Genomic DNA, 25,543 nt, shown 5'->3' on the forward strand with positions numbered 1-25,543 from the left:
GGTTAGGCTCGGCGCATGACCGAGACTCCTGCCACCGGCGCCGGCGGCCGTACCTTCGACCAGCTCGACCAGCTCTCCACTGAGGAGCTGCGTGAGCAGGCGTTCCACCTGGCCCGGGAGCGGCGCGACGTCGGGTTCTTCTGGTCGGTGCTGCGGCACCTGCCCAACGCCGACGAGGCCGCCGCGCTGGACGGCGCCCCCAACTCGGTCGGCCCGACCATCGACGAGGCGTCGGCGCTGTGGCGGGAGCTGACCGGCCACGGCTACGAGGAGTCCGCGCCGCTGCTGCGGGCCGCCTTCATCGACTATCTGCTGAAGCACTAGGCGGATGGCCACCCGCCGACCCACGGCGGTGCCGCGTACCCGCAGGTTTGCCCGGCGGCGGGCGCCGGGAACTGAGCGCCCCATGGCCCTCACCAACCGCCCCCGGACCGTCAGCGGGTACGGCACCGCCGCGGGCACCGGCTCCCTGGCCGCCCTGCTGCTCGTCGCGGTCTGCGGCAGCCCGATGTACGTGAGCTGGGTGCAGGACCACACCGATCCGAACGGCGCCGGTGGCTGGTTCCTCCGGTTGCTCGCCTGGCCCGCCTGGAAGCTGCACTCCGACGACCCGCAGCACGGTGTGCTCGGCGACGACCTGCGCGCCATCCTGCTGGTGATCCTGGCGATCGCCTTCCTCTATCTGCTGCCCACCTCGCAGGTGGCCCGGGTGCAGGGCTCGGCCAGCCAGTTCTTCTCCGGCTGGGCCGCGTACGTGCTGGCCGCCGGCTTCGCCGCGCTGCTGGCCGCCCTGCTGGGCCCGGGCGGCTCGCTCTACGCCGCCTTCCAGGCCACCGGTGTCGGCGTCACCTACGGCTTCTTCGCCGGCTGGGTGATCGGCCTGGCCAGCCTCGGCGGTCGTGCCTGACCCGCCGGCCCGGCTCGTTCCGGGCCGACCCGGCCGGCATGGTCAGCGTTCCGGGTGGCCGAGGGCGAGCAGGCGCTGCCGGTCGAGCACCCCCACCGGGCGGTCGTCCTCGGTGACCACCACCCGCTCGGTGGCCGAGGTGAGCAGCACGGCCAGCGCGTCGTACGCCGAGCCGCCCAGCGGCACCGCCGGCAGGTCGGCCGTGTCGCCGGCCGGGACCGGGTCGAGCACCTCGCGGGTCAGCGGGGTCACCGCCAGCCGGCGGATGCCCCGGTCCGCCCCGACGAACTCGCGGACGAACGCCGAGGCGGGCGCGCCGAGCAGCGCGGCCGGGCTGTCGTACTGCTCCAGCGTGCCGCCCTCGGAGAGCACCGCGATCCGGTCGCCCAGCCGGACCGCCTCGTCCAGGTCGTGGGTGACCAGCACGATGGTCTTGCGGACCTCGGCCTGGAGCCGGAGGAACTCCTCCTGGAGCCGGGTCCGGACGATCGGGTCGACGGCGGAGAACGGCTCATCCATCAGCAGCACCACCGGGTCGGCGGCGAGCGCCCGGGCCACGCCGACCCGCTGCCGTTGACCGCCGGAGAGCTCGTGCGGGTAGCGGCGACCGAACTGGGCCGGGTCGAGGCCGACCAGCTCCAGCAGTTCGTCGACGCGCTGCCGGGTGCGGTCCCGGGACCAGCCGAGCAGCCCGGGCACAGTGGCCACGTTGGCGCTGACGGTCTGGTGCGGGAAGAGGCCGACGTTCTGGATCACGTAGCCGATCCGGCGGCGGAGCTTGACCGGGTCGACCTCGGTGACGTCGTCGTCGCCGAGCAGGATCCGGCCGGCGGTCGGCTCGATCAACCGGTTGATCATCCGCAGCACGGTGGACTTGCCGCAGCCGGACGGCCCGATCAGCACCACCAGCTCGCCGGCCTTCACCTCCAGGCTCAGCTCGCGGACGGCCTCGGTGCCGTCCGGGTAGCGCTTGCGGATGCCGTCCAACGTGATCGACGCCGCGCTCGGTCCGGCGTCATTCGTGGTCCCCGGGGTAACGTCCACGTGTGTCCTTCCACCTGAGCTACCGGGCCGCGCCGGGTAACCCGTGGTTCTCCTGGCAGTACGTGCGGGACAACTCTGACACGATCCTCGACGCGTTGCGCGAGCACGCCTGGCTCACCGCCCGGGCGGTGCTGATCGCGGCGGTGGTGGCGCTGCCGCTGGCGGTGGCGGCGTACTGGTTCCGGTCGCTGGCCGGCCCGATCCTCGCGCTGACCGGGGTGCTCTACACGATCCCGTCGCTGGCGCTCTTCGCCTTCCTCGCGCCCTATCTCGGCATCGGCGTGGTCACCGTGCTCAGCGTGGTGGTGCTGTACGCCCTGCTGGTGATCGTCCGCAACGCGGTGGCCGGGTTGAACCAGGTGCCTCCCGAGGTCCGCGAGGCGGCCGAGGGGATGGGGTACGGCCGCTGGGGCCGCCTCTTCCGGGTCGAGCTGCCGCTCGCGCTGCCCGGCATCCTCACCGGCCTGCGGCTGGCGACCGTCTCCACGGTGGCGCTGGTCACGGTCGGGGTGGTGGTTGGCCGGGGCGGGCTCGGCCAGCTCATCTTCGCCGGCTTCCAGAACAACTTCTACAAGGCCGAGATCATGACCGGCACGCTGCTCTGCGTCCTGCTGGCGCTGGTGCTGGACCTGCTGCTGGCGGGCCTCGGCCGGCTGCTCATGCCCTGGCTCCGGGGGCGCAGCTCATGAGTGCGATCGGGCAGGCGGTGCTCTGGCTCAACGACCCGCTGAACTGGACGAACCCGGGCGGCGTCCTGGACCGGCTCGGCGAGCACCTCTCGATGTCCGCCGCCGCGGTCCTGCTGGGCTGCCTGGTGGCCTGGCCGCTCGGCCTCTGGCTCGGGCACAGCGGCCGGGGCGGCGGCGCCGTCCTGCTGGTCTCCAACGTGACCCTGGCGATTCCCACGCTCGCCCTGCTGACCATCCTGCCGCTGACCTTCCTCGGTTTCGGCCGGCCGTCGGTGGTGGTCGCGCTGGCCGTCTTCGCGGTGCCGCCGCTGCTGGCCAACGCGTACACGGGGGTGCGGCAGGCCGATCCGGAGGCGCGGGACGCGGCACGCGGGATGGGGCTCTCCGGCGGGCAGGTGCTGCGCCGGGTGGAGCTGCCGCTCGCCGTGCCGTACCTGGCGACGGGGTTCCGTACCGCGTCGGTGCAGGTGGTCGCCACGGCGGCGCTGGCGTCGTTCGTCAACGGCGGTGGCCTCGGTCAGATCATCCGGGCCGGCTTCGGGCTGGACATCGCCGCCGGTGGCGGACAGATCATCGCCGGGGGCGTGCTGGTGGCCGGGCTGGCGATCGCCGTGGAGCTGGTGCTCGCACTGGTCGAGCGGGTGGTCACCCCGCGTCCGCTGCGCCCGGTTCGCCGCCGCGCGGCCCGCCGGGCGGCGAATGCGGTCGAAGGGACCTGATCCGTCCGGTACGCCCCGACGGCGGGTGACGATCCGGTGACGAAGATCCCCTCAAGTTGTCGGTGCCGCAGGGAAGATGTTGGGTGGAGATCGCGGGCGACCGATACGGATCGCTCGTCGGACACGCGGCCGACCCTCTCCGGGTCGCGCCGGGACACGGAAGGCGGGCAGGATGCGCGCACGTACACGGCTGGCGATCGGCGCGATGGGGGCCGTGACCGCGGCCGGGCTCCTCACCGGTTGCGGCGACGCCGGCTCCTCGGGCACCGACGCGCCGCAGAAGGGCGCCTCCGGGGCGGGGTGCGCCCCCGTCGCGGGTGACCAGCTGGTGGTCCTCAACGACGACAAGAAGCTCCAGAACACCGACAACATCATCCCGGCGGTCAACGCCAAGGTGGCCACCCCGCAGCTCCTGGCCGCGCTGGACAAGGTCTCCGCCGCGCTGGACACGCCGAAGCTGATCGGGCTGAACAAGGCCGTCGACGTGGACCGCAAGACCCCGCAGGTGGCGGCGAAGGAGTTCGCCGACGCCAACGGGCTCACCTCCGGCGTGGAGAAGGGCCCGGGCGGGTCGATCGTGGTCGGCGCCGGGAACTTCAGCGAGAGCCAGCTCCTCGCCGAGCTCTACAAGATCACGCTCACCTCGGCCGGCTACCAGGTCAAGGTGCAGACCGTCGGCAACCGGGAGCTCTACGAGCCGGCCCTGGAGAAGGGCGAGATCCAGGTCGTCCCGGAGTACGCGGCCACCATGGCCGAGTTCCTGAACACCAAGGCCAACGGCAAGGACGCCCAGCCGGTCTCCTCGCCGGAGCTGGACAAGACGGTGACCGCGCTCAAGGCCGAGGGGGACAAGGCCGGGATCAGCTTCGGCAAGCCGGCCGCCGCGCAGGACCAGAACGCCTTCGCGGTGACCAAGGCCTTCGCCGACAAGTACGGCGTGACCAGCCTCTCCGACCTGGCCGCCAAGTGCTCCGGCCAGGCCACGGTGCTGGCCGGCCCGCCGGAGTGCCCGCAGCGGCCGAAGTGCCAGGCCGGTCTGGTCCAGGTCTATGACTTCAAGGCCGGCTCGTTCAGCTCGCTGGACGCCGGTGGCCCGCAGACCAAGAACGCCCTGAAGACCGGGAACGCCAGCGTCGGTCTGGTCTTCTCCTCCGACGCGGCGCTCGCCGCCAGCTGAGGCGGTTCCGGCCGCCGCCGGGCCCCTTCGTGGGCTCGGCGGCGGCCGGACTCCCTGCTCACCGCGGCACTTCGGTGCTTTCGGCCCGTTCCCCGGGGCCCGAACTGTCGGTACTGTGCACAGCCATGCCCGCCCCGGTTGCTCTCGCCGAGAAGCGCAGTCCCGCCCTGCTCACCGTCCTGTTCTGGATCGGTGTCGGGCTCGCGCCCCTCGCCGCGCTGATCCTGCTCGTCGCCGACGGCAACGGCACCCTGCGGTTCGGTGCCGTGCTCGCCATCCTGGCCGTCGTCCTGATCGGCCTCTCCGTCGCGCTGCGTGCCGACGGTGGCGGTCCGGCCCGCTCCGGTGAGCTGGCCGACGAGATCGAGCAGTTGCGCCGGGAGCTGCGGGCGGAGATCGTGGCCGCCGCGCAGCGCGGCAACCAGGCACTCGACCAGGCGCAGCGGGCCGAGGACTCGATCACCGCGATGCGTCGCCGGCTCGACGCCGTGGCCACCGGCATCGCCGCCGCCGCGGGCATCACCGCTCCGGCGGCCGACGAGGCGGCCGGCGGTCGCGCCCGGGTCCCGGCCCCCGAGGCGTACGACGAGGCGGGTTCCCGGGGCCGCTACGCCGCGCCGGACGAGGCGGGCTCCCGGGGCCGCTACGCCGCGCCGGACGAGTCGGGCTGGGGCCAGCCGGCGGCCGAGCGCCGCGACGACGACGAGGCGGTCCGCCGCCCGCAGCCCGGCGGACGCTACGGCACCGCCCAGCCGACCGGCCCGGCCCAGCCCGGCGTCTACGGCGCCCCCGCCCAGCCCGGCCAGTACGGCCCCGCCACCCAGCCCGGCCAGTACGGCGCTCCCGCCCAGGCCGGCGTGTACGGCGCGGCGCGCCCGGCCGAGCAGGACGTCCGGCCGGAGCCGGGGCCCCGACCGGTCGGGGTGGTCCACCACACCGAGACGGTGCACGTCACCACCCGGCACACCATCGTGGACGGCGCGGGAGCCGACCCGGCCGCCAACCGCTACGGCCGCTGGTCCCCGGCGCCGGAGGAGCGGTCCTGGGGTGCCGCCGAGGCCGACGAACGCCCCCGGGTCGGGTACGGGGACGACCGTGGCCGGTCGGGTGAGGCCCGCAGCGGCCAGCACGACCGCTCGTGGTCCGCCGGCACGCCGGACGACCGGTCCTGGCCCGGCCAGCACGACGACCGGTCCTGGCCCGGTGAGCACGACGACCGGCCCCGCCCCGCGCAGGGTGCCGCCCGGGTCAGCCGTTCCTGGTCCGCCCCCGCCGACGACCGGGCCGGTCACGACGAGAGCCGTTCCTGGTCGGTGGCACCGGACGAGCGTGCCGCCCGGGACGACCGCTGGTCCGGTGGCGACGAGCCGAGCTGGGCGGGGCAGGCCTGGGGTCCGGCCGACGGCCGGTCCTGGGAGGGCCCGGATCCGTCCGCCCCCGCCACGGACGATCCGGAGGGGGAGTACTGGTCGCAGCTGCGTACCGGGGACCGGTGGGCCTCGGTCCGCGAGGACGAGCACGGCCGGGAGGTCCGGGTCGGTGAGCGGCGCGCCGCGGTGCACGCCGACGGTGCGGGCACCGAGTACCGCGTCGAGGACCGGTGGGCCTCCGTACGCCAGGCCGAGCCGCGCCGCGAGCCGGAGCGGGACGACGACGGCTGGGCGGGGGAGGGCCGGCCGGCGCTCCCGGTCGGCGGCGTGCCGGTGCCCGACGAGTGGCGTCCGCCGCGGCAGCGGGGCGCGGAGCCGCAGTGGCGGACGTCCGAGCCGGAGCCGGTCCGCTACGGCCAGCCGCGCGGCGGGGACGAGCGGTACGGCTACCCGCCCCGGGACGAGGTGCCCCGGGCCGGTGGTGCCCGCTCCAGCGACCGCTGGCGCTGACCGCCCTCGCCCTACTTGTCGATGTCGCCGACCACGAAGAACATCGAGCCGAGGATGGCGATCAGGTCCGGCACCAGGCACCCGGGCAGCAGGGTGGCGAGCGCCTGCACGTTCGCGTACGAGGCGGTGCGCAGCTTGAGTCGCCACGGGGTCTTCTCGCCCCGGGACACCAGGTAGTAGCCGTTGATCCCGAGCGGGTTCTCGGTCCAGGCGTAGGTGTGCCCCTCGGGCGCCTTGACCACCTTCGGCAGTCGGGTGTTCACCGGCCCGGTCAGCCGGTCGACCCGGTCCAGGCACTGCTCGGCGAGGTCGAGGGAGACGTACACCTGGTCGAGCAGCACCTCGAAGCGGGCGTGGCAGTCCCCGGCGGTCTTGGTGACCACGGGCACGTCGAGCTGGTCGTACGCCAGGTAGGGCTCGTCGCGGCGCAGGTCCAGGTCGAGGCCGGAGGCCCGGGCGACCGGTCCGGACGCGCCGAACGCGGCGGCCTCGGCGGCCGACAGCACCCCCACCCCGACGGTACGGGCCAGGAAGATCTCGTTGCGCCGGATGAGGTTGTCCAGGTCGGGCAGGCGGCGGCGTACCTCGCCGATGGCGACGCGGGCCCGCCCGGTCCAGCCGGCCGGCACCTCCTCCTTGAGCCCGCCGACCCGGTTGAACATGTAGTGGATCCGACCCCCGGAGACCTCCTCCATCACCGCCTGGATGGTCTCCCGCTCCCGGAACGCGTAGAAGACCGGCGTGATCGCGCCGATCTCCAGCGGGTAGGACCCGAGGAACATCAGGTGGTTGAGCACCCGGTTCAGCTCGGCGAGCGCCATCCGCAGCCAGGTGGCCCGCTCCGGCACCTCCATGCCCATCAGCCGCTCGACGGCGAGCACCACGCCCAGCTCGTTCGAGAACGCCGACAGCCAGTCGTGCCGGTTGGCCAGCACGATGATCTGCCGGTAGTCGCGTACCTCGAAGAGCTTCTCGGCGCCCCGGTGCATGTAGCCGACGATCGGCTCGGCGGCGACGACCCGTTCCCCGTCGAGCACCAGCTTGAGCCGGAGCACACCGTGCGTGGAGGGGTGTTGCGGGCCGATGTTGAGCACCATGTCGGTGCCGAGCTGCTCGCCGCCCGCACCGGTGCCGACGGTCAGTTCGCGGAGGTCGCCGGCGTCGGTGGTCATGCCCGTCATCGTGCCATGAGCGCGTCGGGGTCGATGCCGACCGGTTGGCGTAGCCACCAGTGTCCGCCGAGCCCGGCCGGGTCGGTCAGCTCGGCCACCGTCGAGGCGGTGGCGAGCGCCCGCACGTACCCGGCCGGGTCGGTGCCGGCCAGGCTGATCGGCGGTCGCCCACCGTCGGCCCCCAGCGCCAGCAGCGCCTCCCGCTGCGTGACCAGCGAGTACGCACACCCCGCGACCCGCTCACCGGCGGCGGCGACCGAGTCCATCGCCACATGCGCCGTCACATCACAGGACCCGTCCGGCACCGGCGCCACCTGCCGCCCACCCCGATACCCCGTCAACGTCCCCCCCACCGGCCGCGCCCCCCGCAGATGCCCGTAGTCGACCGCGAGCGCCACCCCCCGCTCCACCCGCCCCACCGCCCACCCCCAAGCCTCATCCCGCCCCCTCCCGATCTCCGCCCGCACCCCCGCCTCCACCGCGTTGATCAAGAAGTTTGCGTCGGATCCCAGGCGCTCCGGCGACGCAAACTTCTTGATCACCGGGGTCGAGGGGGCCTGGGAGGGGGGTGGGGTGGGAGAGGGGGTGGGAGAGGGGGTGGGGGTGGGTGGGAGGGGCCACCAGTGGGAGAGCCAGGTGGCGTCGGCGGGGGTCACGGGAGGGCCGAGGGATTCCTTGGCGGTGGTCGGGTCCACCAGGAGGTAGTGCCAGCCGGTGGGGGTGTGGACCGCCAGGTCGAGGGGGACGTTGTCCAGCCACTCGGTGGCCAGGAGCAGGCCGGTGATCCCGGCGGGGATGTCGGCCACCCAGTCGATCTCCGGCGGCAGGTCCGGGGGCCGGGGGGCCCGTTCGACGGCGGTGAGGCGTACCCGATCAGCCAACGGGGCCGGCGACGAGCGGCCGGTGGCCGTGGTGGTCGGGGTTTCCGGGGAGCCCGCCCGCGCAGGGATCAAGCCTGACCGCCCGGAGCGGGTGGGCTCCCCGGAAACCCCCACCGCGGACCCGCCGCCGGACCCAGAAGCGGACCCGGCAGCGGCCAGGAGGGCACGTAGCAGTTCGCCCCGGCCGGCGCCCACGTCCACGACGCCCAGCCGTGCCGGGTGGTCGAGGGCCGCGTCGACCTGGGAGAGGAGGCGGAACAGGGCCGCGGCGAAGACCGGGGAGGCGTGCACGCTGGTCCGGAAGTGGGCGGCCGGCCCGGCACCGGAGACGAAGAAGCCCTCGGGCCCGTAGAGCGCCCGCTCCATCGCCAGCCGCCACGGCAGTCGCTGCTCGGGGAACGTCACCGCCCGACCGTACGGCCACCGTCCCGGGCCGCCGTGGGAAGGCCGGCGGAACGTCGTCCGGGCGGGTCGGGTGGTGCCCGGAATTCCGGCTTCCACACCCCCGGTGAAGGTTTTCACACATGCTTGTTTTCGTTCCGTAACCCCGGCGCATACTTGCGATCGACCGGTACCCCCGCACGAGGACTGGATCGATTGCCATGAGCGCACCGTTGCGCCCGCGCCCGGCCGCCCCGCAGGGGCCCGCCGCGTCGTCGGGTGGCGCCATCGCCGGCGCCCCGCTCGTCTTCCCCCGTACCCTGACCGTCGGCGTCATCGGCGCCGGCCGGGTCGGTGCCGTCCTCGGCGCGGCGCTGGCCGCCGCCGGTCACCGGGTGGTGGCCGCCGCCGGCGTCTCGGGTGCCGCGAAGGCTCGGATCGCGCTGCTGCTTCCCGGGACCCGGAACCGTTCCGCGACCTCCGTCGCCCGCGCGGCCACCGACCTGCTCATCGTGGCGGTGCCGGACGACGCCCTGGCCGGCGTGGTGGCCGGGCTGGCCGAGACCGGAGCGCTGCGCCCGGGTCAGGTGGTCGCGCACACCTCCGGCGCGCACGGCCTGGCCGTCCTGGCCCCGGCCGCCGCGGTGGGTGCCCACCCGCTGGCCCTGCACCCGGCGATGACCTTCACCGGTACGCCGGACGACCTGACCCGCCTGCCCGGCATCTCCTACGGGGTGACCGCCCCCGCCCGGCTGCGCGCGTTCGCCGCCCGGCTGGTGGCGGACCTGGGCGGGGTGCCGGAGTGGATCGGCGAGGCGGACCGGGCGCTCTATCACGCGGCCCTGGCACACGGCGCGAACCACCTGGTCACCCTGGTCAACGAGGCGGCCGACCGGCTGCGCGACGCCGGGGTGGACCGGCCGGAGAAGGTGCTCGGCCCGCTGCTGCGGGCGGCGCTGGACAACGCGCTCCGGCTGGGCGACGACGCGCTGACCGGCCCGGTGTCCCGGGGCGACGCGGGCACCGTACGCCGGCACGTGGAACGGCTGGCGGCGACCGCGCCGGAATCCGTGGCCCCCTACCTGGCGTTGGCCCGACGGACGGCGGACCGCGCCATCGCGGCCGGCCGGCTGCGGCCGGTGGACGCCGAGTCCCTGCTCGACGTGCTGGCGGGGATCCATCGGGAGGTTGCCGCGTGAGCGCGGGGAGCCGGTCACGAACGAAGGGGAGGTCGGCGTGACGGAGCTGGTGCACACCCGCAAGGAGCTGGCGGCGGCGCGGGACGGGCTGACCGGCACCGTCGGCGTGGTGATGACCATGGGTGCGCTGCACTCCGGCCATGAGACGCTGCTGCGGGCGGCCCGGGAGCGGGCCGACCACGTCCTCGTGACGATCTTCGTGAACCCGCTCCAGTTCGGCCCGAACGAGGACTTCGACCGCTATCCGCGCACCCTCGACGCGGATCTGGAGATCTGTCGCCGGGCCGGCGCGGACGTGGTCTTCGCCCCTGCGGTGACCGACATGTACCCGGACGGCCAGCCCCGGGTGCGGCTGGACCCGGGCCCGCTGGGCGAGGACCTGGAGGGGCTGAGCCGGCCGGGCTTCTTCCACGGCGTGCTGACCGTGGTCCTCAAACTGCTCCAGCTCACCCGCCCCGACCTGGCCTTCTTCGGCGAGAAGGACTATCAGCAGCTGACCCTGGTCCGGCGGATGGTCCGGGACCTGGACGTGCCGGTGGAGATCGTCGGCGTGCCGACGGTGCGGGAGCCGGACGGGCTGGCCCTGTCCAGCCGCAACCGTTACCTCTCCCCGGCGGAGCGCCAGGTCGCGCTGAGTCTCTCGGCCGCGCTGCGGGCCGGCGCCGAGGCCGCCGACCGGGGCGGCGACGCGGGCACCGTCTTGGCCGCCGCCCACCGGGCCTTCGACTCGGGTACGCCGGGCGCCCGGCTGGACTACCTGGTGCTCACCGACGCCGAGCTGGAGCCCGGCCCGGTGGCCGGTCCGGCGCGGCTGCTGGTCGCCGCCTGGGTCGGCAGCACCCGCCTGATCGACAACGCGGCGATCCAGCTCGCCCCCCGTTCCTGAGTCCCCACCACCACACCCCGCTGAAAGGCATCCCGAATGTTCCGGACCATGCTCAAGTCGAAGATCCACCGGGCCACGGTGACCCAGGCCGACCTGCACTACGTCGGCTCGGTGACGGTGGACCAGGATCTCCTCGACGCGGCCGACCTGCTCCCCGGCGAGCAGGTCGCGATCGTGGACGTCACGAACGGGGCCCGGCTGGAGACGTACGTGATCCCGGGCGAGCGGGGCAGCGGTGTGATCGGCATCAACGGCGCCGCCGCGCACCTGGTGCACCCCGGTGACCTGGTCATCCTCATCTCGTACGGGCAGATGGACGACGCCGAGGCGCGTTCCTGGCAGCCCCGGGTGGTGCACGTCGACGCCGACAACCGGGTGATCGAGCTGGGGGCCGACCCGGCGGCGGTCGCCCCGGGCACCGCGGGTGACCCCGTCCCCAGTCCGCTGGCCGTCGTCGGCTGACGCACGTTCCGGTCTGTCACCGGAAGGTCATTTCTGGTTACCCTGAGCGGACCGTCGATTGACGGTCGTCGGCTGGGGGAGGCCGCGATGCGCCGTGCGATGACGACTCTGGTCGCCGCGTTGGTCGCGGGGGCCGTGCTGGGCGGCTGCGCCGCGACCGGCGGGCTGGACGGGGACCTCACCGACGACTGGGCCGCCCCGCCGGCGGCGGGCGCGTTCACCCCGGCCGCCGGGGTGTGCCAGGTCGTCGACACCGGTGGCACGCTCACCCTGGCCGCGTACGAGCCGGTGGGGTGCGACCTGCCGCACCGGGTGGAGACCGTGCACGTGGGCGTCCTCCCCACCGCGCGGGCGACGGTGCCGGTGGTGGGCTCGCCGGAGCTGCGCGGGGCCTTCGCCGACTGCGACACCCGGGCCAGCGGATACGTCGGCGACGACTGGCGGGCCGGGCGGCTGCGGCTGGCGGTGGCGCTGCCGTCGGCGCCGGGCTGGGCGGCCGGTTCCCGCTGGTACCGGTGCGACCTGACCGAGCTGACCACGGTCGAGGAGAAGGCCGAGGTGGTCACCCGGACGGGCAGCCTGCGGGACGCGCTGAAGGGGCCGTCCGCGCTGCGCCTGGGCTGCCAGCAGACCGGCCTCTCGGCGCGGCGGGTGCAGACCCTGACCCCGGTGACGTGTACGGGTCGGCACGACGCCGAGTTCGTCGGGGTGTGGAAGGCGCCGGACCGGCCGTACCCGAGGAAGGACGCCGACTGGGCGCCGCTCTACACCGGGTGCCGGGGCGTCGTGGCGACCTACGTGGGCGTGCCGAACGATGCGCTGCTGCGCTTCCGCAGCGGCGTGGTGGTCCGCCCGCCCGGCCCCGGCCGGTGGACCGCCGGCGACCGGGGGATCCGCTGCTACCTGTGGCTCAGCGACCGTACGGTGACCGCCTCGCTCAAGGCCGCCGGCCCGACCGGCCTGCCGGTACGGACGAAGTAGCCGGAACCACTCGTCCCGCCCCCGCCGCCCGGGACGAGGGACGTTCGGGTTGACTGTGCTCATGGAGACCGCGACCGTCGACCTGCCGGCCCTGCCCAGCCTGCTGGCCGCTCCCGCGCCCGGCTGGGTGGAGACCACCGACGTGATCGTGGTCGGTTCCGGCGTCGCCGGGCTGACCGCCGCGCTGCACCTGCGCGAGGCGGGGTTGCACGTCACCGTGGTCACCAAGGTCAACATCGATGACGGCTCGACCCGGTGGGCGCAGGGTGGCATCGCCGCCGTGCTGGACCCGGCGGACACCCCGGCCGCGCACGCGTACGACACGGAGGTCGCCGGTGTCGGGCTCTGCGACCCGGACGCGGTCCGGGTGCTGGTGCGGGAGGGCCCGACCCGGCTGCGCGAGCTGATGCGGATCGGCGCCGAGTTCGACCGGAACGCCGACGGCTCGCTGATGCTCACCCGCGAGGGCGGGCACCGGGCCGACCGGATCGTGCACGCCGGCGGCGACGCCACCGGCGCGGAGGTGCAGCGGGCGCTGCACGCGGCGGTCCGCCGCGACCCGTGGATCCGGCTGGTGGAGCACGCCCTGGTGCTGGACCTGCTGCGTGCCCCGGGTGACGGCCCCGGCGGGCTCGGCCCGGCCTGTGGCATCACCCTGCACGTGCTCGGCGAGGGCAGTGAGGACGGCGTCGGCGCGCTGCTGGCCCGGGCGGTGGTGCTCGCCACCGGCGGGATGGGGCAGGTCTTCGCGGCCACCACCAACCCGGCGGTCTCCACCGGCGACGGGGTGGCGCTGGCGCTGCGGGCCGGCGCGGCCGTCACCGACGTCGAGTTCGTGCAGTTCCACCCGACCGCGCTGATCGTGCCGGAGCACGCCCGGGTGCCCGGTGCCGGGCTGGCCCAGCAGCCGCTGGTCTCCGAGGCGCTGCGCGGCGAGGGCGCCCACCTGGTCGACGCCGACGGCAAGCGGTTCATGGTGGGCCAGCACGAGCTGGCCGAGCTGGCCCCGCGGGACGTGGTCGCGAAGGGCATCCACCGGGTGCTGGTCGCCACCGGCGCGGACCACGTCTTCCTGGACGCGCGGCACCTCGGCGGCGACTTCCTGGCCGGTCGCTTCCCCACCATCGTCGCGTCCTGCCTGGCGATCGGTGTGGACCCGGCCACCGACCTGATCCCGGTCGCCCCGGCCGCCCACTACGCCTCCGGCGGGGTCCGTACCGACCTGCACGGCCGCACCTCCATCCCCGGCCTGTACGCCTGCGGCGAGGTCGCCTGCACCGGCGTGCACGGCGCGAACCGGCTGGCCAGCAACTCGCTGCTGGAGGGGCTGGTCTTCTCCCGGCGGATCGCCGAGGACATCGCCGCCGGCCTGCCCGAGCAGGCGAAGCCGGCCGAGACCGGCGCCTGGGTGGGCGGTACGGGCTGGGTGGTGCCGGCCGCGGGCACGTCGACGCTGCAACGGGCGATGACCCGGGGCGCCGGGGTGCTCCGTTCGGCGGAGACGCTCGCGGCCACCGCCGCCACCCTGGGCGAGCTGGGCGCCGCCCGGGGCACCCCGCGGACCGCCGACTGGGAGGCGACGAACCTGATCACCGTGGCGTCGACCCTGGTCGCCGCCGCGTACGCCCGCCAGGAGACGCGGGGCTGCCACTGGCGGGAGGACTTCCCGACGGCCGACGAGCGGTGGCGCGGCCACCTGGTCGAGGCGGTCGGCGAGAACGGCCGGTTGGCACAGCAGTGGGAGGAAAGCAGATGAGGGACTCGACCCGGCGGGCGCTGGTCGACGGTGGGCTGGACCCGGAGCGGGTCCGGCGGGTGATCGTCGACGCGCTCGCCGAGGACCTGGGGCCGGACTTCCTCGACGTGACCAGCGTCGCCACCATCCCCGACGCCCAGACCGACACCGCCGACTTGGTGGCCCGCGCCGACGGCGTGGTGGCCGGGCTGGCGGTGGCCGCCGCCGTGTTCGAGCTGGTCGGTGAGGTGACCGGGTCGGGTCGTACGGTCGAGGTGTCGGTGGTGGCCCACGACGGGCAGCGGGTGGCGCGCGGCGACGTGCTGGCCACGGTGACCGGCCCGACCCGGCTGCTGCTCACCGCCGAGCGGACCGCGCTGAACCTGCTCTGCCGGATGTCCGGGGTGGCCACCCACACCCGGGCCTGGGCGGACGCCCTGACCGGCACGAAGGCGATGGTGCTGGACACCCGGAAGACCACCCCGGGGCTGCGCGCCCTGGAGAAGTACGCGGTCCGCGCGGGCGGTGGCACCAACAAGCGGATGGGCCTGCACGACGTCGCGATGATCAAGGACAACCACAAGCTGGCGGCCGGCGGGATCGCGCCGGCCTACCGCCGGGTCCGGGCGGCCTTCCCGGACGTGCCGGTGCAGGTCGAGGTGGACACCCTGGCCGAGGCGGTGGAGGCGGTCGACGCCGGGGCGGACTTCCTGCTGCTGGACAACATGACCCCGGCGCAGCTGCGCGAGGTGGTGGCGGCGGTCGGGGACCGGGCCGAACTGGAGGCGACCGGAGGGCTGACCCTGCCGGTGGCCGCCGAGTACGGCGCGACCGGGGTCGACTTCATCTCGGTGGGCGCGCTGACGCACTCCTCGCCCATCCTGGACATCGCCCTCGATCTCCGGTCCGAATAGGCTGCCGCTGTGCTGCTCTGCATCGACATCGGAAACACCAACACCGTGCTGGCGACCTTCGACGGCGACAAGCTGGTGCACTCCTGGCGGATCAAGACCGACGCCCGCTCGACGGCGGACGAGCTGGGTCTGATGTTCCGGGGGCTGCTGGCCGGTGACGCCGTGGAGATCACCGGGGTGGCCGCCTGCTCGACGGTGCCGGCCGCGCTGCGCTCGCTGCGCGCCATGCTGGCCCGCTACTACGCCGACCTGCCCCACGTGATCGTGGAGCCCGGGGTCCGCACCGGCGTGCAGCTCGCCATCGACAACCCGAAGGAGGTCGGCTCCGACCGGGTGGTGAACACCCTGGCGGCCTACACCCTCTACGGCGGGCCGTCGATCGTGGTGGACTTCGGCACCACCACCAACTTCGACGTGATCAGCGGGCGGGGCGAGTTCCTCGGCGGCGCGTTCGCGCCGGGCATCGAGATCTCCTTCGACGCGCTCGCCGCCCGCGCCGCCCAGCTGCGCAAGGTGGAGGCGACGAAGCCGCGCTCGGTGATCGGCAAGAACACCGTGGAGTGCCTCCAGTCCGGGCTCTATTTCGGCTTCGCCGGGCAGGTGGACCGGATCGTCGAGCGGATGACGGAGGAGCTGGGCGAGGTGAAGGCCGTCATCGCGACCGGCGGGCTCGCCTCGGTGGTGATCGGCGAGTGCCGCAGCATCACCCACCACGAGCCGATGATCACCCTGATCGGGCTGCGGATGGTCTACGAACGCAACACCTGAGGACCGCCTGATGGGCGCGGTGGTTATCCCGTAACGGTCGCTCAGGGGCTTGAGTACGCTCGGGCCTGACCCCGCCCGACAACTCCCTCCTGAGGAAGCGTGCCGTGACCGAGCAGAACGCCGTGCCAGTCGACCCCGCCGACGACCTTCCCGAGCAGCTGAAGGTCCGCCGGGAGAAGCGGGACCGGATGCTCGCCGAGGGCGTCGAGCCGTACCCGGTCGGCTTCCCCCGGACCAGCACCCTCGCGGAGATCCGCGCGACGTACGCCGAACTGCCGACCGACACCGCCACCGGCGACCGGGTCTCGGTCACCGGCCGGGTGATCTTCGTACGCAACACCGGCAAGCTCTGCTTCGCCACGCTGCGTGACGGCGATGGGACCGAACTGCAGGCGATGCTCTCCCTGGACCGGGTCGGCGCGGAGCGGCTGGACGACTGGAAGCGCCTGGTCGACCTCGGCGACCACGTCGGCGTCACCGGTGAGGTGATCACCAGCCGGCGGGGTGAGCTGTCCGTGCTGGCCGACGAGTGGGCGGTCACCGCCAAGGCGCTGCGCCCGCTGCCGGTGGCGCACAAGCCGCTGAGCGAGGAGGCCCGGGTCCGCCAGCGGTACGTGGACCTGATCGTCCGCCCGCAGGCCCGGCAGATGGTGCGGACCCGGGCGGCGGCGGTCCGCAGCCTCCGGGACACCCTGCACGGGCAGGACTTCATCGAGGTGGAAACCCCGATGCTCCAGTTGCTGCACGGTGGTGCCGCCGCCCGCCCATTCGTGACCCACAGCAATGCGTTGAGCACCGATCTGTATCTGCGAATCGCGCCGGAACTGTTTCTCAAGCGGGCCGTGGTCGGCGGTGTCGACCGGGTCTTCGAGATCAACCGCAACTTCCGTAATGAGGGCATCGACTCGTCGCACTCGCCGGAGTTCGCGATGCTCGAGACCTACCAGGCCTACGGCGACTACAACACGATGGCGGAGTTGACCCGCAATCTGGTGCAGCAGGCGGCGATCGCGGTCAGCGGCTCGACGGTGGTGACCCACGCGGACGGCCGCGAGTTCGATCTGGGTGGCGAGTGGCGCTCGGTGAGCCTCTTCGGCGTCCTTTCCGAGGCGCTCGGTGAGGAGGTGACGGTCCGCACCGAACGGTCCCGCCTCGTCGAGTACGCGGACAAGGTCGGTGTTTCCGTCGACCCGAAGTGGGGGCCCGGCAAGCTGGCCGAGGAACTCTTCGAGGAGCTGGTCGTGCCGGGGCTCCAGGCGCCCACCTTCGTGCGCGACTACCCGGAGGAGACCAGCCCGCTCACCCGGTCGCACCGGACCGAGCCGGGGCTGGCCGAGAAGTGGGACCTCTACGTCCTCGGCTTCGAGCTGGGCACCGCGTACTCCGAGCTGGTGGACCCGGTGGTGCAGCGGGAGCGGCTGGTGGCCCAGGCGCAGCTCGCCGCCCGCGGCGACGACGAGGCGATGCGGCTGGACGAGGACTTTCTCCGGGCCATGGAGTACGGAATGCCGCCTGCCGGTGGTATGGGAATGGGAATCGACCGGCTCTTGATGGCGCTGACCGGCCTGGGAATTCGGGAAACCATCCTGTTCCCGTTGGTCCGGCCGGAGTAGCCGGCAACAACCTTCTCCGGGTCGTTACCGCATCCTATTGACGCGGCAAGCATCGCGCGGGTTATTGTGCTCCTGGATTGTTGCAGGAGCACACCCTGCTCGAAAGGAATGTGGGACGTGGCCAAGCAGATCATTCACAAGCTGGTCGATGACCTGGACGGCGGGGACGCTGACGAGACCGTCAAGTTCGCGCTCGACGGAGTGCAGTACGAGATCGACCTCTCCGCTTCCAACGCTGCAAAATTGCGTGACGTATTCGCGCAGTACGTGGCGGCCGGCACCAAGGTCGGCCGCGGCGGCGTGGTCGTGGGCGGCCGGGCGGCGCGCGGTCGGGGCGGCGCGACCGCCGACCGGGAGCAGAACCGGGCGATCCGGGACTGGGCCAAGAAGGCCGGCAAGGACATCTCCGACCGGGGTCGCATCCCGCAGGAGATCGTGGACGAGTACCACTCGAAGGCGGGTCACTGACGCGACACGCGTACGGGCGACACCGACGCCGGACCGGAGGACACCTTCCGGGCCGGCGTCGCCGTATCCGCCGCGTTGCGCCGTCTGTCCGGTCCGGGGTCGACCCGGGCGGGGCCGTCGGCGGGCGGTGCGAACGCGGGGGTCCGGGTGGGAAGAACCGGGTCCGGACCGACGTTGTCCACAGGCGGTGGAGAGTGTGTCCACAGGCTGTGGACAACCGACGGACGGCACCGTTGCCGGCCGCCCGGAGCCCCGGGAACCGGTCCCGGGAGCCACGACCGGGCTTTTCCGCCGACGGTCGAATTTCGCTCTGCGCGTACAGGCAGGGGTACCGGAACACCTCCTGAGCGCGGACGGTTGTCAGAAACGACGCGTACACGGGCTTTCGCGGGGAGACACGACCTCAGCGGAGTCGGTCCGCGGCGATAGAGTAAGGAGGCACGGACGCCCGTCCCGGACGTCCGCGCACCGGCCCCGCCAAGATCTTGACCATCAAGGCGCACGGCACGTGAGGAGCACGAGGGCATGTTCGAGCGGTTCACCGACCGAGCGCGACGGGTTGTCGTCCTGGCCCAAGAAGAGGCCCGGATGCTCAACCACAACTACATCGGTACGGAGCACATCCTGCTGGGCCTCATCCACGAGGGTGAAGGCGTCGCGGCAAAGGCCCTGGAGAGCCTCGGCATCTCCCTCGAGGGCGTCCGCCAGCAGGTCGAGGAGATCATCGGCCAGGGCCAGCAGGCGCCGAGCGGGCACATCCCGTTCACGCCGCGGGCCAAGAAGGTGCTGGAGCTGTCCCTGCGCGAGGCGCTGCAGCTCGGCCACAACTACATCGGCACGGAGCACATCCTGCTCGGGCTGATCCGTGAGGGCGAGGGCGTCGCCGCCCAGGTGCTGGTCAAGCTCGGCGCCGACCTCAACCGGGTCCGCCAGCAGGTGATCCAGCTGCTCTCCGGCTACCAGGGCAAGGAGCCGGCCGCGGCGGGCGCCACGCCGGGCGAGGCCGCGCCGTCGACCAGCCTGGTGCTGGACCAGTTCGGCCGTAACCTGACCCAGGCCGCCCGCGAGGGCAAGCTCGACCCGGTGATCGGGCGCGAGAAGGAAATCGAGCGGGTCATGCAGGTGCTCTCCCGCCGTACCAAGAACAACCCGGTCCTGATCGGTGAGCCCGGTGTCGGCAAGACCGCCGTCGTCGAGGGGCTGTCCCAGAAGATCATCAAGGGCGAGGTGCCCGAGACGCTCAAGGACAAGCAGCTCTACACCCTCGACCTCGGTGCGCTGGTCGCCGGCTCCCGCTACCGCGGTGACTTCGAGGAGCGCCTGAAGAAGGTGCTCAAGGAGATCCGCACGCGGGGCGACATCATCCTGTTCATCGACGAGATCCACACCCTGGTGGGTGCGGGTGCCGCCGAGGGCGCGATCGACGCGGCGAGCATCCTCAAGCCGATGCTGGCCCGTGGTGAGCTGCAGACCATCGGCGCCACCACCCTCGACGAATACCGCAAGCACCTGGAGAAGGACGCCGCCCTCGAGCGCCGCTTCCAGCCGATCCAGGTGGGTGAGCCCTCGCTGGCGCACACCATCGAGATCCTCAAGGGCCTGCGCGACCGCTACGAGGCGCACCACCGGGTCTCGATCACGGACGCTGCTCTCGTGGCGGCCGCGACGCTGGCCGACCGCTACATCTCCGACCGCTTCCTGCCGGACAAGGCGATCGACCTGATCGACGAGGCCGGTGCCCGGATGCGCATCCGTCGGATGACCGCGCCGCCAGACCTGCGTGACTTCGACGAGCGCATCGCCCAGGTGCGCCGCGACAAGGAGTCCGCGATCGACGCGCAGGACTTCGAGCGGGCCGCTCAGCTCCGCGACAAGGAGAAGCAGCTGCTCGGCCAGAAGGCTCAGCGGGAGAAGGAGTGGAAGGCCGGTGACCTGGACGTCGTCAGCGAGGTCGACGACGAGCAGATCGCCGAGGTGCTCGGCAACTGGACCGGCATCCCGGTCTACAAGCTGACCGAGGAGGAGACCTCGCGCCTGCTGCGCATGGAGGACGAGCTGCACAAGCGCGTCATCGGCCAGGAGGACGCGGTCAAGGCGGTCTCGAAGGCGATCCGGCGGACCCGGGCCGGCCTGAAGGACCCGAAGCGCCCGTCCGGCTCGTTCATCTTCGCCGGCCCGTCCGGTGTCGGTAAGACCGAGCTCTCCAAGGCGCTCGCCGAGTTCCTCTTCGGCAGCGAGGACGCCCTCATCCAGCTGGACATGTCCGAGTTCCACGACCGCTACACGGTCTCCCGGCTCGTCGGTGCCCCTCCCGGCTACGTCGGCTACGACGAGGGCGGGCAGCTGACCGAGAAGGTGCGGCGTCGGCCGTTCTCGGTGGTCCTCTTCGACGAGATCGAGAAGGCCCACCCGGACGTGTTCAACACGCTGCTCCAGATCCTGGAGGACGGGCGGCTCACCGACGGTCAGGGCCGGATCGTGGACTTCAAGAACACGGTCATCATCCTGACCACCAACCTGGGCACCCGGGACGTGGCCAAGGCCGTCTCCCTGGGCTTCCAGGCGTCGGAGGACTCCGAGTCCAACTACGACCGGATGAAGCAGAAGGTCAACGACGAGCTCAAGCAGCACTTCCGGCCCGAGTTCCTGAACCGGATCGACGACACCATCGTCTTCCACCAGCTGCGTCAGCAGGAGATCCTGTCGATCGTCGACATCATGATCGCCCGCATCGAGACCCAGCTGCGGAACAAGGACATGGGCCTCGAGCTCACCGACAACGCCAAGAAGTACCTGGCGACCAAGGGCTTCGACCCGGTGCTGGGCGCGCGGCCGCTGCGTCGCACGATCCAGCGCGACATCGAGGACAACCTCTCCGAGCGGATCCTCTTCAACGAGCTGACCCCGGGTCAGATCGTGGTGGTGGACTGCGAGGGCGACCCGAGCAACATCGACAAGTCGAAGCTGGTCTTCCGCGGTGCGGAGAAGCCGGTCGAGGTCCCGGACGCCGTTCCGGCCGACCTCGGCGGCGCCGCCACTGCGGGCGCGGACGAGTAGTCGACACCTGATCCAGGGCGACGGCCCCGGTAGGCGAAAGCCACCGGGGCCGTCGCCTTTCCACACCCGTCCACGCTCCCGCCCGTCCCGCCGGCCCCGCCTGGCTCGCCGCGGCGGATGGCCACTGTTTCCGGGAAAGAGTGGCCATTCCGCGCCGGGAGGCCACTCTTTCCGGGAAAGCGCGCCGCGCAGGAACGTGCGCCGCGCAGGAACGTGCGCCGCGCAGGAACGTGCGCCGCGCAGGAACGTGCGTCGCGCAGGAAGGTGCGTCGCGGCAGGAGGGTGCGTCGCGGCAGGAGGGTGCGTCGCGTAGGAGAGTGCGTCGCGGCGGGAAAGTGCGTCGCGGGTCGGTTCGGGAGGGTGCGGGGTGAATGGTTATGGGTGGGGGAGCGGGACGGCGGGGCCGTCGCCGGTGAGGCGGAAGGACTCCTCGCCGACCGGTTCGACCAGGCCGTCGGTGACCAGCCCGGCCAGGGCCCGCGCCCGTTGCACGTCGTCGGTCCAGACCTGGTCGAGGCGCTGGTGCGGCACCGGGCCGGTGGCCTCACGCAGGACGGCCAGGAGGAGGCCGCGTACCTGCCGGTCGGTGCCCGCGTACCGCTGGGGGCGTCGGGTCGGGCCGGCCGGGGCGACCTGACCGGAGGCTCGCCACGCGCACACCCGCTCGACCGGGCAGGCCGGGCAGCGGGGTGACCGGGCGGTGCAGACCACCGCCCCGAGTTCCATGAACGCCGCGCTGGCCAGCGCCGCCGCGGCCGGCTCGGCCGGGAGTAGTTCCTCGGTGGCGACCAGGTCGGCGGGTCGAGTGGCCGGTCCGGCGTCCGGCTCGCCCGCGATCGCCCGGCAGACCACCCGACGCACGTTCGTGTCGACCACCGGGTGCCGCTGCCCGAACGCGAACGCCGCCACCGCCCGGGCCGTGTACGTGCCGACCCCGGGCAGCGCCAGCAGCTGGTCCAGCTTCTCCGGCACCTCGCCGCCGTGCCGCTCCACGATCGCCACCGCGCAGTCGCGCAGGCGTACCGCCCGGCGGGGGTAGCCGAGTCGTCCCCACATCCGGATCGCCTCGGCCGGGGTGTCCGCGGCGAGCGCGGCCGGCACCGGCCAGCGGGCCAGCCACGCCTCCCAGGCGGGCAGCACCCGGACGACCGGGGTCTGCTGGAGCATGACCTCGCTGACCAGGATCGCCCACGCGGTGGTGTCGGGCTTGCGCCACGGCAGGTCGCGGGCGTTCTCCTCGTACCACCGGCTGACCAGGGTGGCGAAAGTGGGTTCAGACATCGCGCTGCCGATGATGTCACGGTCCGGATTCCCGCTGGGTGGGCGGGCCGGGCGGGCCGACGGAGGCGGTCGCTGCCGGCGGGGCAGAATGTCCGGATGAACGAGCTCGCGATCACCGTCATCGGCCGGGACCGGCCCGGCATCGTGGCCGACGTGGCCGAGGCGCTCGCCCGGCTCGGCGCGAACCTCACCGACTCCACGATGACCCGCCTGCGCGGACACTTCGCGATGACGCTGATCTGCGTGGGCCCGGCCGCCGCCGACGTCGAGGCCGCGCTGGCCCCGCTCGCCGCCGACGGCCAACTGCTGGCCACCGTACGCGCGGTCACCCCCGACGGTGAGACGGCGCCGGCCGGTGAGCCGTACGTGCTGGCGGTCCACGGCGCGGACCGGATGGGCATCGTCGCGGCGATGACCCGGGTGCTGGCCGACGCGGGCGGCAACGTGACGGACCTGAGCACCCGGCTGACCGGCTCGCTCTACGTGGTGGTGGCCGAGGTGGAGTTGCCGCCGGGCAGCTCCGACGAGGTGGCCGGCCGGTTGGCGCGTACGGCTGCCGACCTGGGGGTCGGCGTCAGCCTGCGCCCGGCGGACACGGACCTGCTGTGACGGCGGAGGAGTACGTCGGCCTCGGCGGCTGGACCCCCGACGCGCTCGCCGCGCCGGGGGTGGTCCGTCCGGTGGTCTGCGCCCCCGAGGCGGTGCTGAGCCGTCCCGGGCCGGAGGTGGACCCGACCTCGGACGAGGTGATCCAGTTGGCAGCCGACCTGGTCGCCACGATGCGGGTTTCGCCGGGCTGTGTGGGTCTCGCCGCGCCGCAGGTGGGGGTGGCCGCCCAGGTCTTCGCGGTCGACGTGACGGGGCATCCCAAGGCGGTCACCGTGCACGGCGTCTTCGTGCTCTGCAACGCGCGGGTGGTGGAGGCCAGCCGGTGGAAGGCCGGGCGGGAGGGCTGCATGTCGGTGCCCGACCTGACCGGTGACGTGAAGCGGGCCAGCCGGCTGGTGGTCGAGGGCGCACTCCCCGGTACGGGCCGACCGGTCCGGCTGGTCACCGACGGCTTCGAGGCGCGGGCGTTGCAGCACGAGATCGATCACTGCGCCGGCCTGCTCTTCCTCGACCGGGTCGCCAGCGCACACGCCATCTACCAGCGCAAGGTCTATCTCTGACGGCTCCCGGACAGTCGACTGTGGACGTCGAGGGGTGGTCGGTTCCGTCGACTCCGGCGCGTCGCGCCGGCACCCCGTGCACCACGGGGCTACGGTGAGGGCATCATGCGTCTGACGGTCGGCCCCCTGCCATCCACCGTGTACTGGCGGCGTCGCGCCGTCGTACTCGGTGCGGGGCTTCTTCTCCTGATTGTCCTGCTCTATTCCTGCAACGGCACGGAGCGCAACACCGGCGCCACGCCGGGTTCGTCCCGTACTCCGTCCGCGTCGGCGGCGGCTCCGGAGCCTTCCGGGTCGGCGCTGAGCCCGCAGGCGGGCGGCGCGTCCGCCACCCCGGGTGACTCCGGTGGCGGACCGGGTGGCGGCGACTCGGGCGGCGGCCCGGGTGTCGGCGACAGCGGTCCGGGTGCCCCGGCCGGCGGTGGCACGGCGACGTCCGACCCGGGCGGTCCGGTCGCGCCGGTGGTCGACGACGGCACCTGCACGGACGCCGAGATTCTGGTGACTCCGGTGGCGCTGCCGGCGACCGCCCAGCGGGGCACGGTGGTCACCCTCCAGCTCAAGATCAAGAACAAGTCCCAGCGTACGTGCAGCCGGGACGTCGGGGCGGACGTGCAGGAGCTGTTCATCAAGGCCGGTGCGGAGAAGATCTGGTCCTCCGACACCTGCGGCACCGGCAAGGGCTCCGACGTGCAGTCCTTCACGCCCGGCTTCGAGCGCCTCTACGAGCTGGCCTGGAACGGCCGGGACGCCAGCCGGTGCGGCAACGGGGTGGCCGCCGGTGAGTTCGCGCAGATCGGGACGTACCAGGTCTTCGCCCGGGTGGGCACCAAGCTCGGCGAGCCGGTGAAGCTGACCGTCACCGGCTGACCGGCTGACCGGCGACCGGGCCGGCCGCCGCGGGCGGCTCAGACGTAACGTTCGAGGATGGACGCCTCGGCGAGCCGGGAGAGCCCCTCCCGGACGCCCCGGGCCCGGGCGTCGCCCACGCCCTCCACGGCCTGCAGGTCCTCGACGGTGGCGCCGAGCAGCCGCTGGAGGCTGCCGAAGTGCACCACCAGCCGGTCGACCACCGCGACCGGCAGCCGGGGCACCTTGGCCAGCAGCCGGAAGCCACGCGGGCTGACCGCCGCGTCGAGCGCGTCCGAGGCGGACGGGTAGCCGATGGCCTTCGCCACCGCGACCAGGTCGATCAGCTCGGTGGCGCCGAGCAGGTCCAGCTCGACCAGCGCCTCGTCGAGGGTGCGCGGCTTGCGGCCGGCCGGGAGGTAGTCCCGGATGACCAGGGTGCGGTCGGCGTCCACACCGGCCATCAGCTCGTCGAGCTGAAGGGCCAGCAGCCGGCCGTCGGTGCCCAGCTCGACCACGTAACCGGCGATCTCGTCGGCGATCCGGCGGACCATCTCCAGCCGCTGCACCACCGCGACCGCGTCCCGGACGGTGACCAGATCCTCGATCTCCAGCGCGGAGAGGGTGCCGGAGACCTCGTCCAGCCGGAGCTTGTAGCGCTCCAGGGTGGCCAGCGCCTGGTTGGCCCGGGACAGGATCGCCGCCGAGTCGTCCAGGACGTGGCGCTGCCCGTTGACGTAGAGGCTGATGATCCGCATCGACTGGCTGACCGAGATGACCGGGTAGCCGGTCTGCCGGGCCACCCGCTCCGCGGTGCGGTGCCGGGTGCCCGACTCCTCCGTCGGGATCGACGGGTCCGGCATCAGGTGCACGCCGGCCTGGACGATCCGGGTGCCGTCGCTGGAGAGGACCACCGCGCCATCCATCTTGCACAGCTCGCGGACCCGGGTGGCGGAGAACTCCACGTCCATCGGGAAACCGCCGGTGCAGATCTGGTCGACGACCTTGTCGTAGCCGAGGACGATCAGCGCGCCGGTGCGGCCGCGCAGAATCCGCTCCAGCCCGTCGCGGAGCGCCGTGCCCGGCGCCATGAGGGCGAGATTGGCCCGCAGCGGGTCACCGCTGGCCCCGCCGACGCTCCCGGTCACGCTGACGCTGATCGGACGGGCGGGGGAGCCCACGGCGCCGGTGCGGGCGTGCGGCGTCGTCGCGGCGGGCTTGGTGGCATCGCGGTCGATCGGCACGCGCACAGTCTACGGACTGCCCTGCGGTGGGTGCTCTCGTGGTTACTGTGATGTGTCACGATGCCCG

24 protein-coding genes are annotated in these 25,543 nt (G+C 73.1%); 19 read left to right on the forward strand and 5 right to left on the reverse strand.

What is annotated here, in order from left to right; all coding sequences use genetic code 11:
* The first annotated feature begins 15 nt into the window (after positions 1 to 15).
* Positions 16 to 324 carry a hypothetical protein gene (locus tag ABUL08_RS25355; RefSeq protein WP_350932487.1) on the forward strand — a complete coding sequence of 103 codons (309 nt, stop codon included), beginning with the start codon at positions 16 to 18 and terminating at the stop codon, positions 322 to 324.
* An 82-nt stretch (positions 325 to 406) separates the two neighbouring features.
* Positions 407 to 907 carry a hypothetical protein gene (locus ABUL08_RS25360; protein WP_350932488.1) on the forward strand — a complete coding sequence of 167 codons (501 nt, stop codon included), beginning with the start codon at positions 407 to 409 and terminating at the stop codon, positions 905 to 907.
* A gap of 42 nt (positions 908 to 949) precedes the next feature.
* On the opposite strand, the gene ABUL08_RS25365 is transcribed toward ABUL08_RS25360, so the two are convergent.
* Positions 950 to 1,951, reverse strand: a complete 1,002-nt coding sequence (locus tag ABUL08_RS25365) for an ABC transporter ATP-binding protein (RefSeq protein WP_350932489.1) — start codon at positions 1,949 to 1,951, stop codon at positions 950 to 952.
* Between the two features lie 2 nt (positions 1,952 to 1,953).
* On the opposite strand from ABUL08_RS25365, the gene ABUL08_RS25370 reads away from it, so the two are divergent.
* From ABUL08_RS25370 to ABUL08_RS25385, 4 genes are all read left to right on the forward strand, one after another.
* Positions 1,954 to 2,640: an ABC transporter permease gene (locus tag ABUL08_RS25370; protein ID WP_350932491.1), complete on the forward strand. Its 687-nt coding sequence runs from the start codon at positions 1,954 to 1,956 to the stop codon at positions 2,638 to 2,640.
* A complete protein-coding gene (locus ABUL08_RS25375; protein ID WP_350932492.1) occupies positions 2,637 to 3,359 on the forward strand; it encodes an ABC transporter permease in 723 nt (240 codons plus the stop codon). The genes ABUL08_RS25370 and ABUL08_RS25375 overlap by 4 nt, the downstream gene beginning before the upstream one ends.
* Positions 3,360 to 3,531: 172 nt before the next feature.
* Positions 3,532 to 4,536 carry a glycine betaine ABC transporter substrate-binding protein gene (locus ABUL08_RS25380; RefSeq protein WP_350932493.1) on the forward strand — a complete coding sequence of 335 codons (1,005 nt, stop codon included), beginning with the start codon at positions 3,532 to 3,534 and terminating at the stop codon, positions 4,534 to 4,536.
* A 125-nt stretch (positions 4,537 to 4,661) separates the two neighbouring features.
* Positions 4,662 to 6,416: a hypothetical protein gene (locus ABUL08_RS25385; RefSeq protein ID WP_350932495.1), complete on the forward strand. Its 1,755-nt coding sequence runs from the start codon at positions 4,662 to 4,664 to the stop codon at positions 6,414 to 6,416.
* Positions 6,417 to 6,427: 11 nt separating this feature from the next.
* On the opposite strand, the gene ABUL08_RS25390 is transcribed toward ABUL08_RS25385, so the two are convergent.
* Both ABUL08_RS25390 and ABUL08_RS25395 read right to left on the reverse strand, forming a co-directional pair.
* Positions 6,428 to 7,597, reverse strand: coding sequence for an NADH-quinone oxidoreductase subunit D (locus ABUL08_RS25390; protein WP_350932496.1), 1,170 nt, complete (start codon positions 7,595 to 7,597; stop codon positions 6,428 to 6,430).
* A complete protein-coding gene (locus ABUL08_RS25395) occupies positions 7,594 to 8,835 on the reverse strand; it encodes an SAM-dependent methyltransferase (RefSeq protein ID WP_350938842.1) in 1,242 nt (413 codons plus the stop codon). Before ABUL08_RS25395 ends, ABUL08_RS25390 begins: the two co-directional genes overlap by 4 nt.
* A 236-nt stretch (positions 8,836 to 9,071) precedes the next feature.
* Between ABUL08_RS25395 and ABUL08_RS25400 the strand changes: the two genes are divergently transcribed.
* The 10 genes from ABUL08_RS25400 (at position 9,072) to ABUL08_RS25445 (ending at position 20,933) form a co-directional block, all read left to right on the forward strand.
* Entirely contained in the window at positions 9,072 to 10,049 is a 978-nt protein-coding gene (locus ABUL08_RS25400; RefSeq protein WP_350932497.1) for a Rossmann-like and DUF2520 domain-containing protein, read from the forward strand.
* Between the two features lie 37 nt (positions 10,050 to 10,086).
* On the forward strand, positions 10,087 to 10,935 hold the full coding sequence (gene panC / locus ABUL08_RS25405; protein ID WP_350932498.1) for a pantoate--beta-alanine ligase: 849 nt from the start codon (positions 10,087 to 10,089) through the stop codon (positions 10,933 to 10,935).
* 36 nt (positions 10,936 to 10,971) lie between these two features.
* Positions 10,972 to 11,397, forward strand: coding sequence for an aspartate 1-decarboxylase (gene panD / locus ABUL08_RS25410; protein ID WP_350932499.1), 426 nt, complete (start codon positions 10,972 to 10,974; stop codon positions 11,395 to 11,397).
* A gap of 87 nt (positions 11,398 to 11,484) precedes the next feature.
* A complete protein-coding gene (locus ABUL08_RS25415) occupies positions 11,485 to 12,378 on the forward strand; it encodes a septum formation family protein (RefSeq protein WP_350932500.1) in 894 nt (297 codons plus the stop codon).
* A gap of 61 nt (positions 12,379 to 12,439) precedes the next feature.
* Positions 12,440 to 14,134: an L-aspartate oxidase gene (locus ABUL08_RS25420; protein ID WP_350932501.1), complete on the forward strand. Its 1,695-nt coding sequence runs from the start codon at positions 12,440 to 12,442 to the stop codon at positions 14,132 to 14,134.
* The gene (nadC, locus tag ABUL08_RS25425) at positions 14,131 to 15,027 is read left to right on the forward strand and encodes a carboxylating nicotinate-nucleotide diphosphorylase (RefSeq protein WP_350932503.1); all 897 of its coding nucleotides are present in this window, start codon (positions 14,131 to 14,133) and stop codon (positions 15,025 to 15,027) included. The genes ABUL08_RS25420 and nadC overlap by 4 nt, the downstream gene beginning before the upstream one ends.
* A 9-nt stretch (positions 15,028 to 15,036) precedes the next feature.
* Entirely contained in the window at positions 15,037 to 15,795 is a 759-nt protein-coding gene (locus ABUL08_RS25430; RefSeq protein WP_350932504.1) for a type III pantothenate kinase, read from the forward strand.
* A gap of 104 nt (positions 15,796 to 15,899) precedes the next feature.
* Positions 15,900 to 17,408: a lysine--tRNA ligase gene (lysS, locus tag ABUL08_RS25435; protein ID WP_350932505.1), complete on the forward strand. Its 1,509-nt coding sequence runs from the start codon at positions 15,900 to 15,902 to the stop codon at positions 17,406 to 17,408.
* A 117-nt stretch (positions 17,409 to 17,525) separates the two neighbouring features.
* Entirely contained in the window at positions 17,526 to 17,876 is a 351-nt protein-coding gene (locus ABUL08_RS25440; RefSeq protein WP_350932506.1) for a histone-like nucleoid-structuring protein Lsr2, read from the forward strand.
* Positions 17,877 to 18,401: 525 nt separating this feature from the next.
* A complete protein-coding gene (locus ABUL08_RS25445; protein WP_350932507.1) occupies positions 18,402 to 20,933 on the forward strand; it encodes an ATP-dependent Clp protease ATP-binding subunit in 2,532 nt (843 codons plus the stop codon).
* 375 nt (positions 20,934 to 21,308) lie between these two features.
* On the opposite strand, the gene ABUL08_RS25450 is transcribed toward ABUL08_RS25445, so the two are convergent.
* Entirely contained in the window at positions 21,309 to 22,214 is a 906-nt protein-coding gene (locus tag ABUL08_RS25450; RefSeq protein WP_350932509.1) for an HhH-GPD family protein, read from the reverse strand.
* A gap of 96 nt (positions 22,215 to 22,310) precedes the next feature.
* Between ABUL08_RS25450 and ABUL08_RS25455 the strand changes: the two genes are divergently transcribed.
* The 3 genes from ABUL08_RS25455 (at position 22,311) to ABUL08_RS25465 (ending at position 24,253) form a co-directional block, all read left to right on the forward strand.
* On the forward strand, positions 22,311 to 22,823 hold the full coding sequence (locus ABUL08_RS25455) for a glycine cleavage system transcriptional repressor (RefSeq protein ID WP_350932510.1): 513 nt from the start codon (positions 22,311 to 22,313) through the stop codon (positions 22,821 to 22,823).
* Entirely contained in the window at positions 22,820 to 23,383 is a 564-nt protein-coding gene (locus ABUL08_RS25460) for a peptide deformylase (RefSeq protein ID WP_350932511.1), read from the forward strand. Before ABUL08_RS25455 ends, ABUL08_RS25460 begins: the two co-directional genes overlap by 4 nt.
* Positions 23,384 to 23,488: 105 nt before the next feature.
* The gene (locus ABUL08_RS25465; RefSeq protein WP_350932512.1) at positions 23,489 to 24,253 is read left to right on the forward strand and encodes a hypothetical protein; all 765 of its coding nucleotides are present in this window, start codon (positions 23,489 to 23,491) and stop codon (positions 24,251 to 24,253) included.
* A 38-nt stretch (positions 24,254 to 24,291) separates the two neighbouring features.
* Here ABUL08_RS25465 and disA read toward each other — a convergent pair whose 3' ends face one another.
* Entirely contained in the window at positions 24,292 to 25,476 is a 1,185-nt protein-coding gene (disA, locus tag ABUL08_RS25470) for a DNA integrity scanning diadenylate cyclase DisA (RefSeq protein ID WP_350932514.1), read from the reverse strand.
* Positions 25,477 to 25,543 lie beyond the last annotated feature (67 nt).

The organism is Micromonospora sp. CCTCC AA 2012012 (assembly GCF_040499845.1).
Classification (GTDB): Bacteria; Actinomycetota; Actinomycetes; order Mycobacteriales; family Micromonosporaceae; genus Micromonospora; species Micromonospora mangrovi.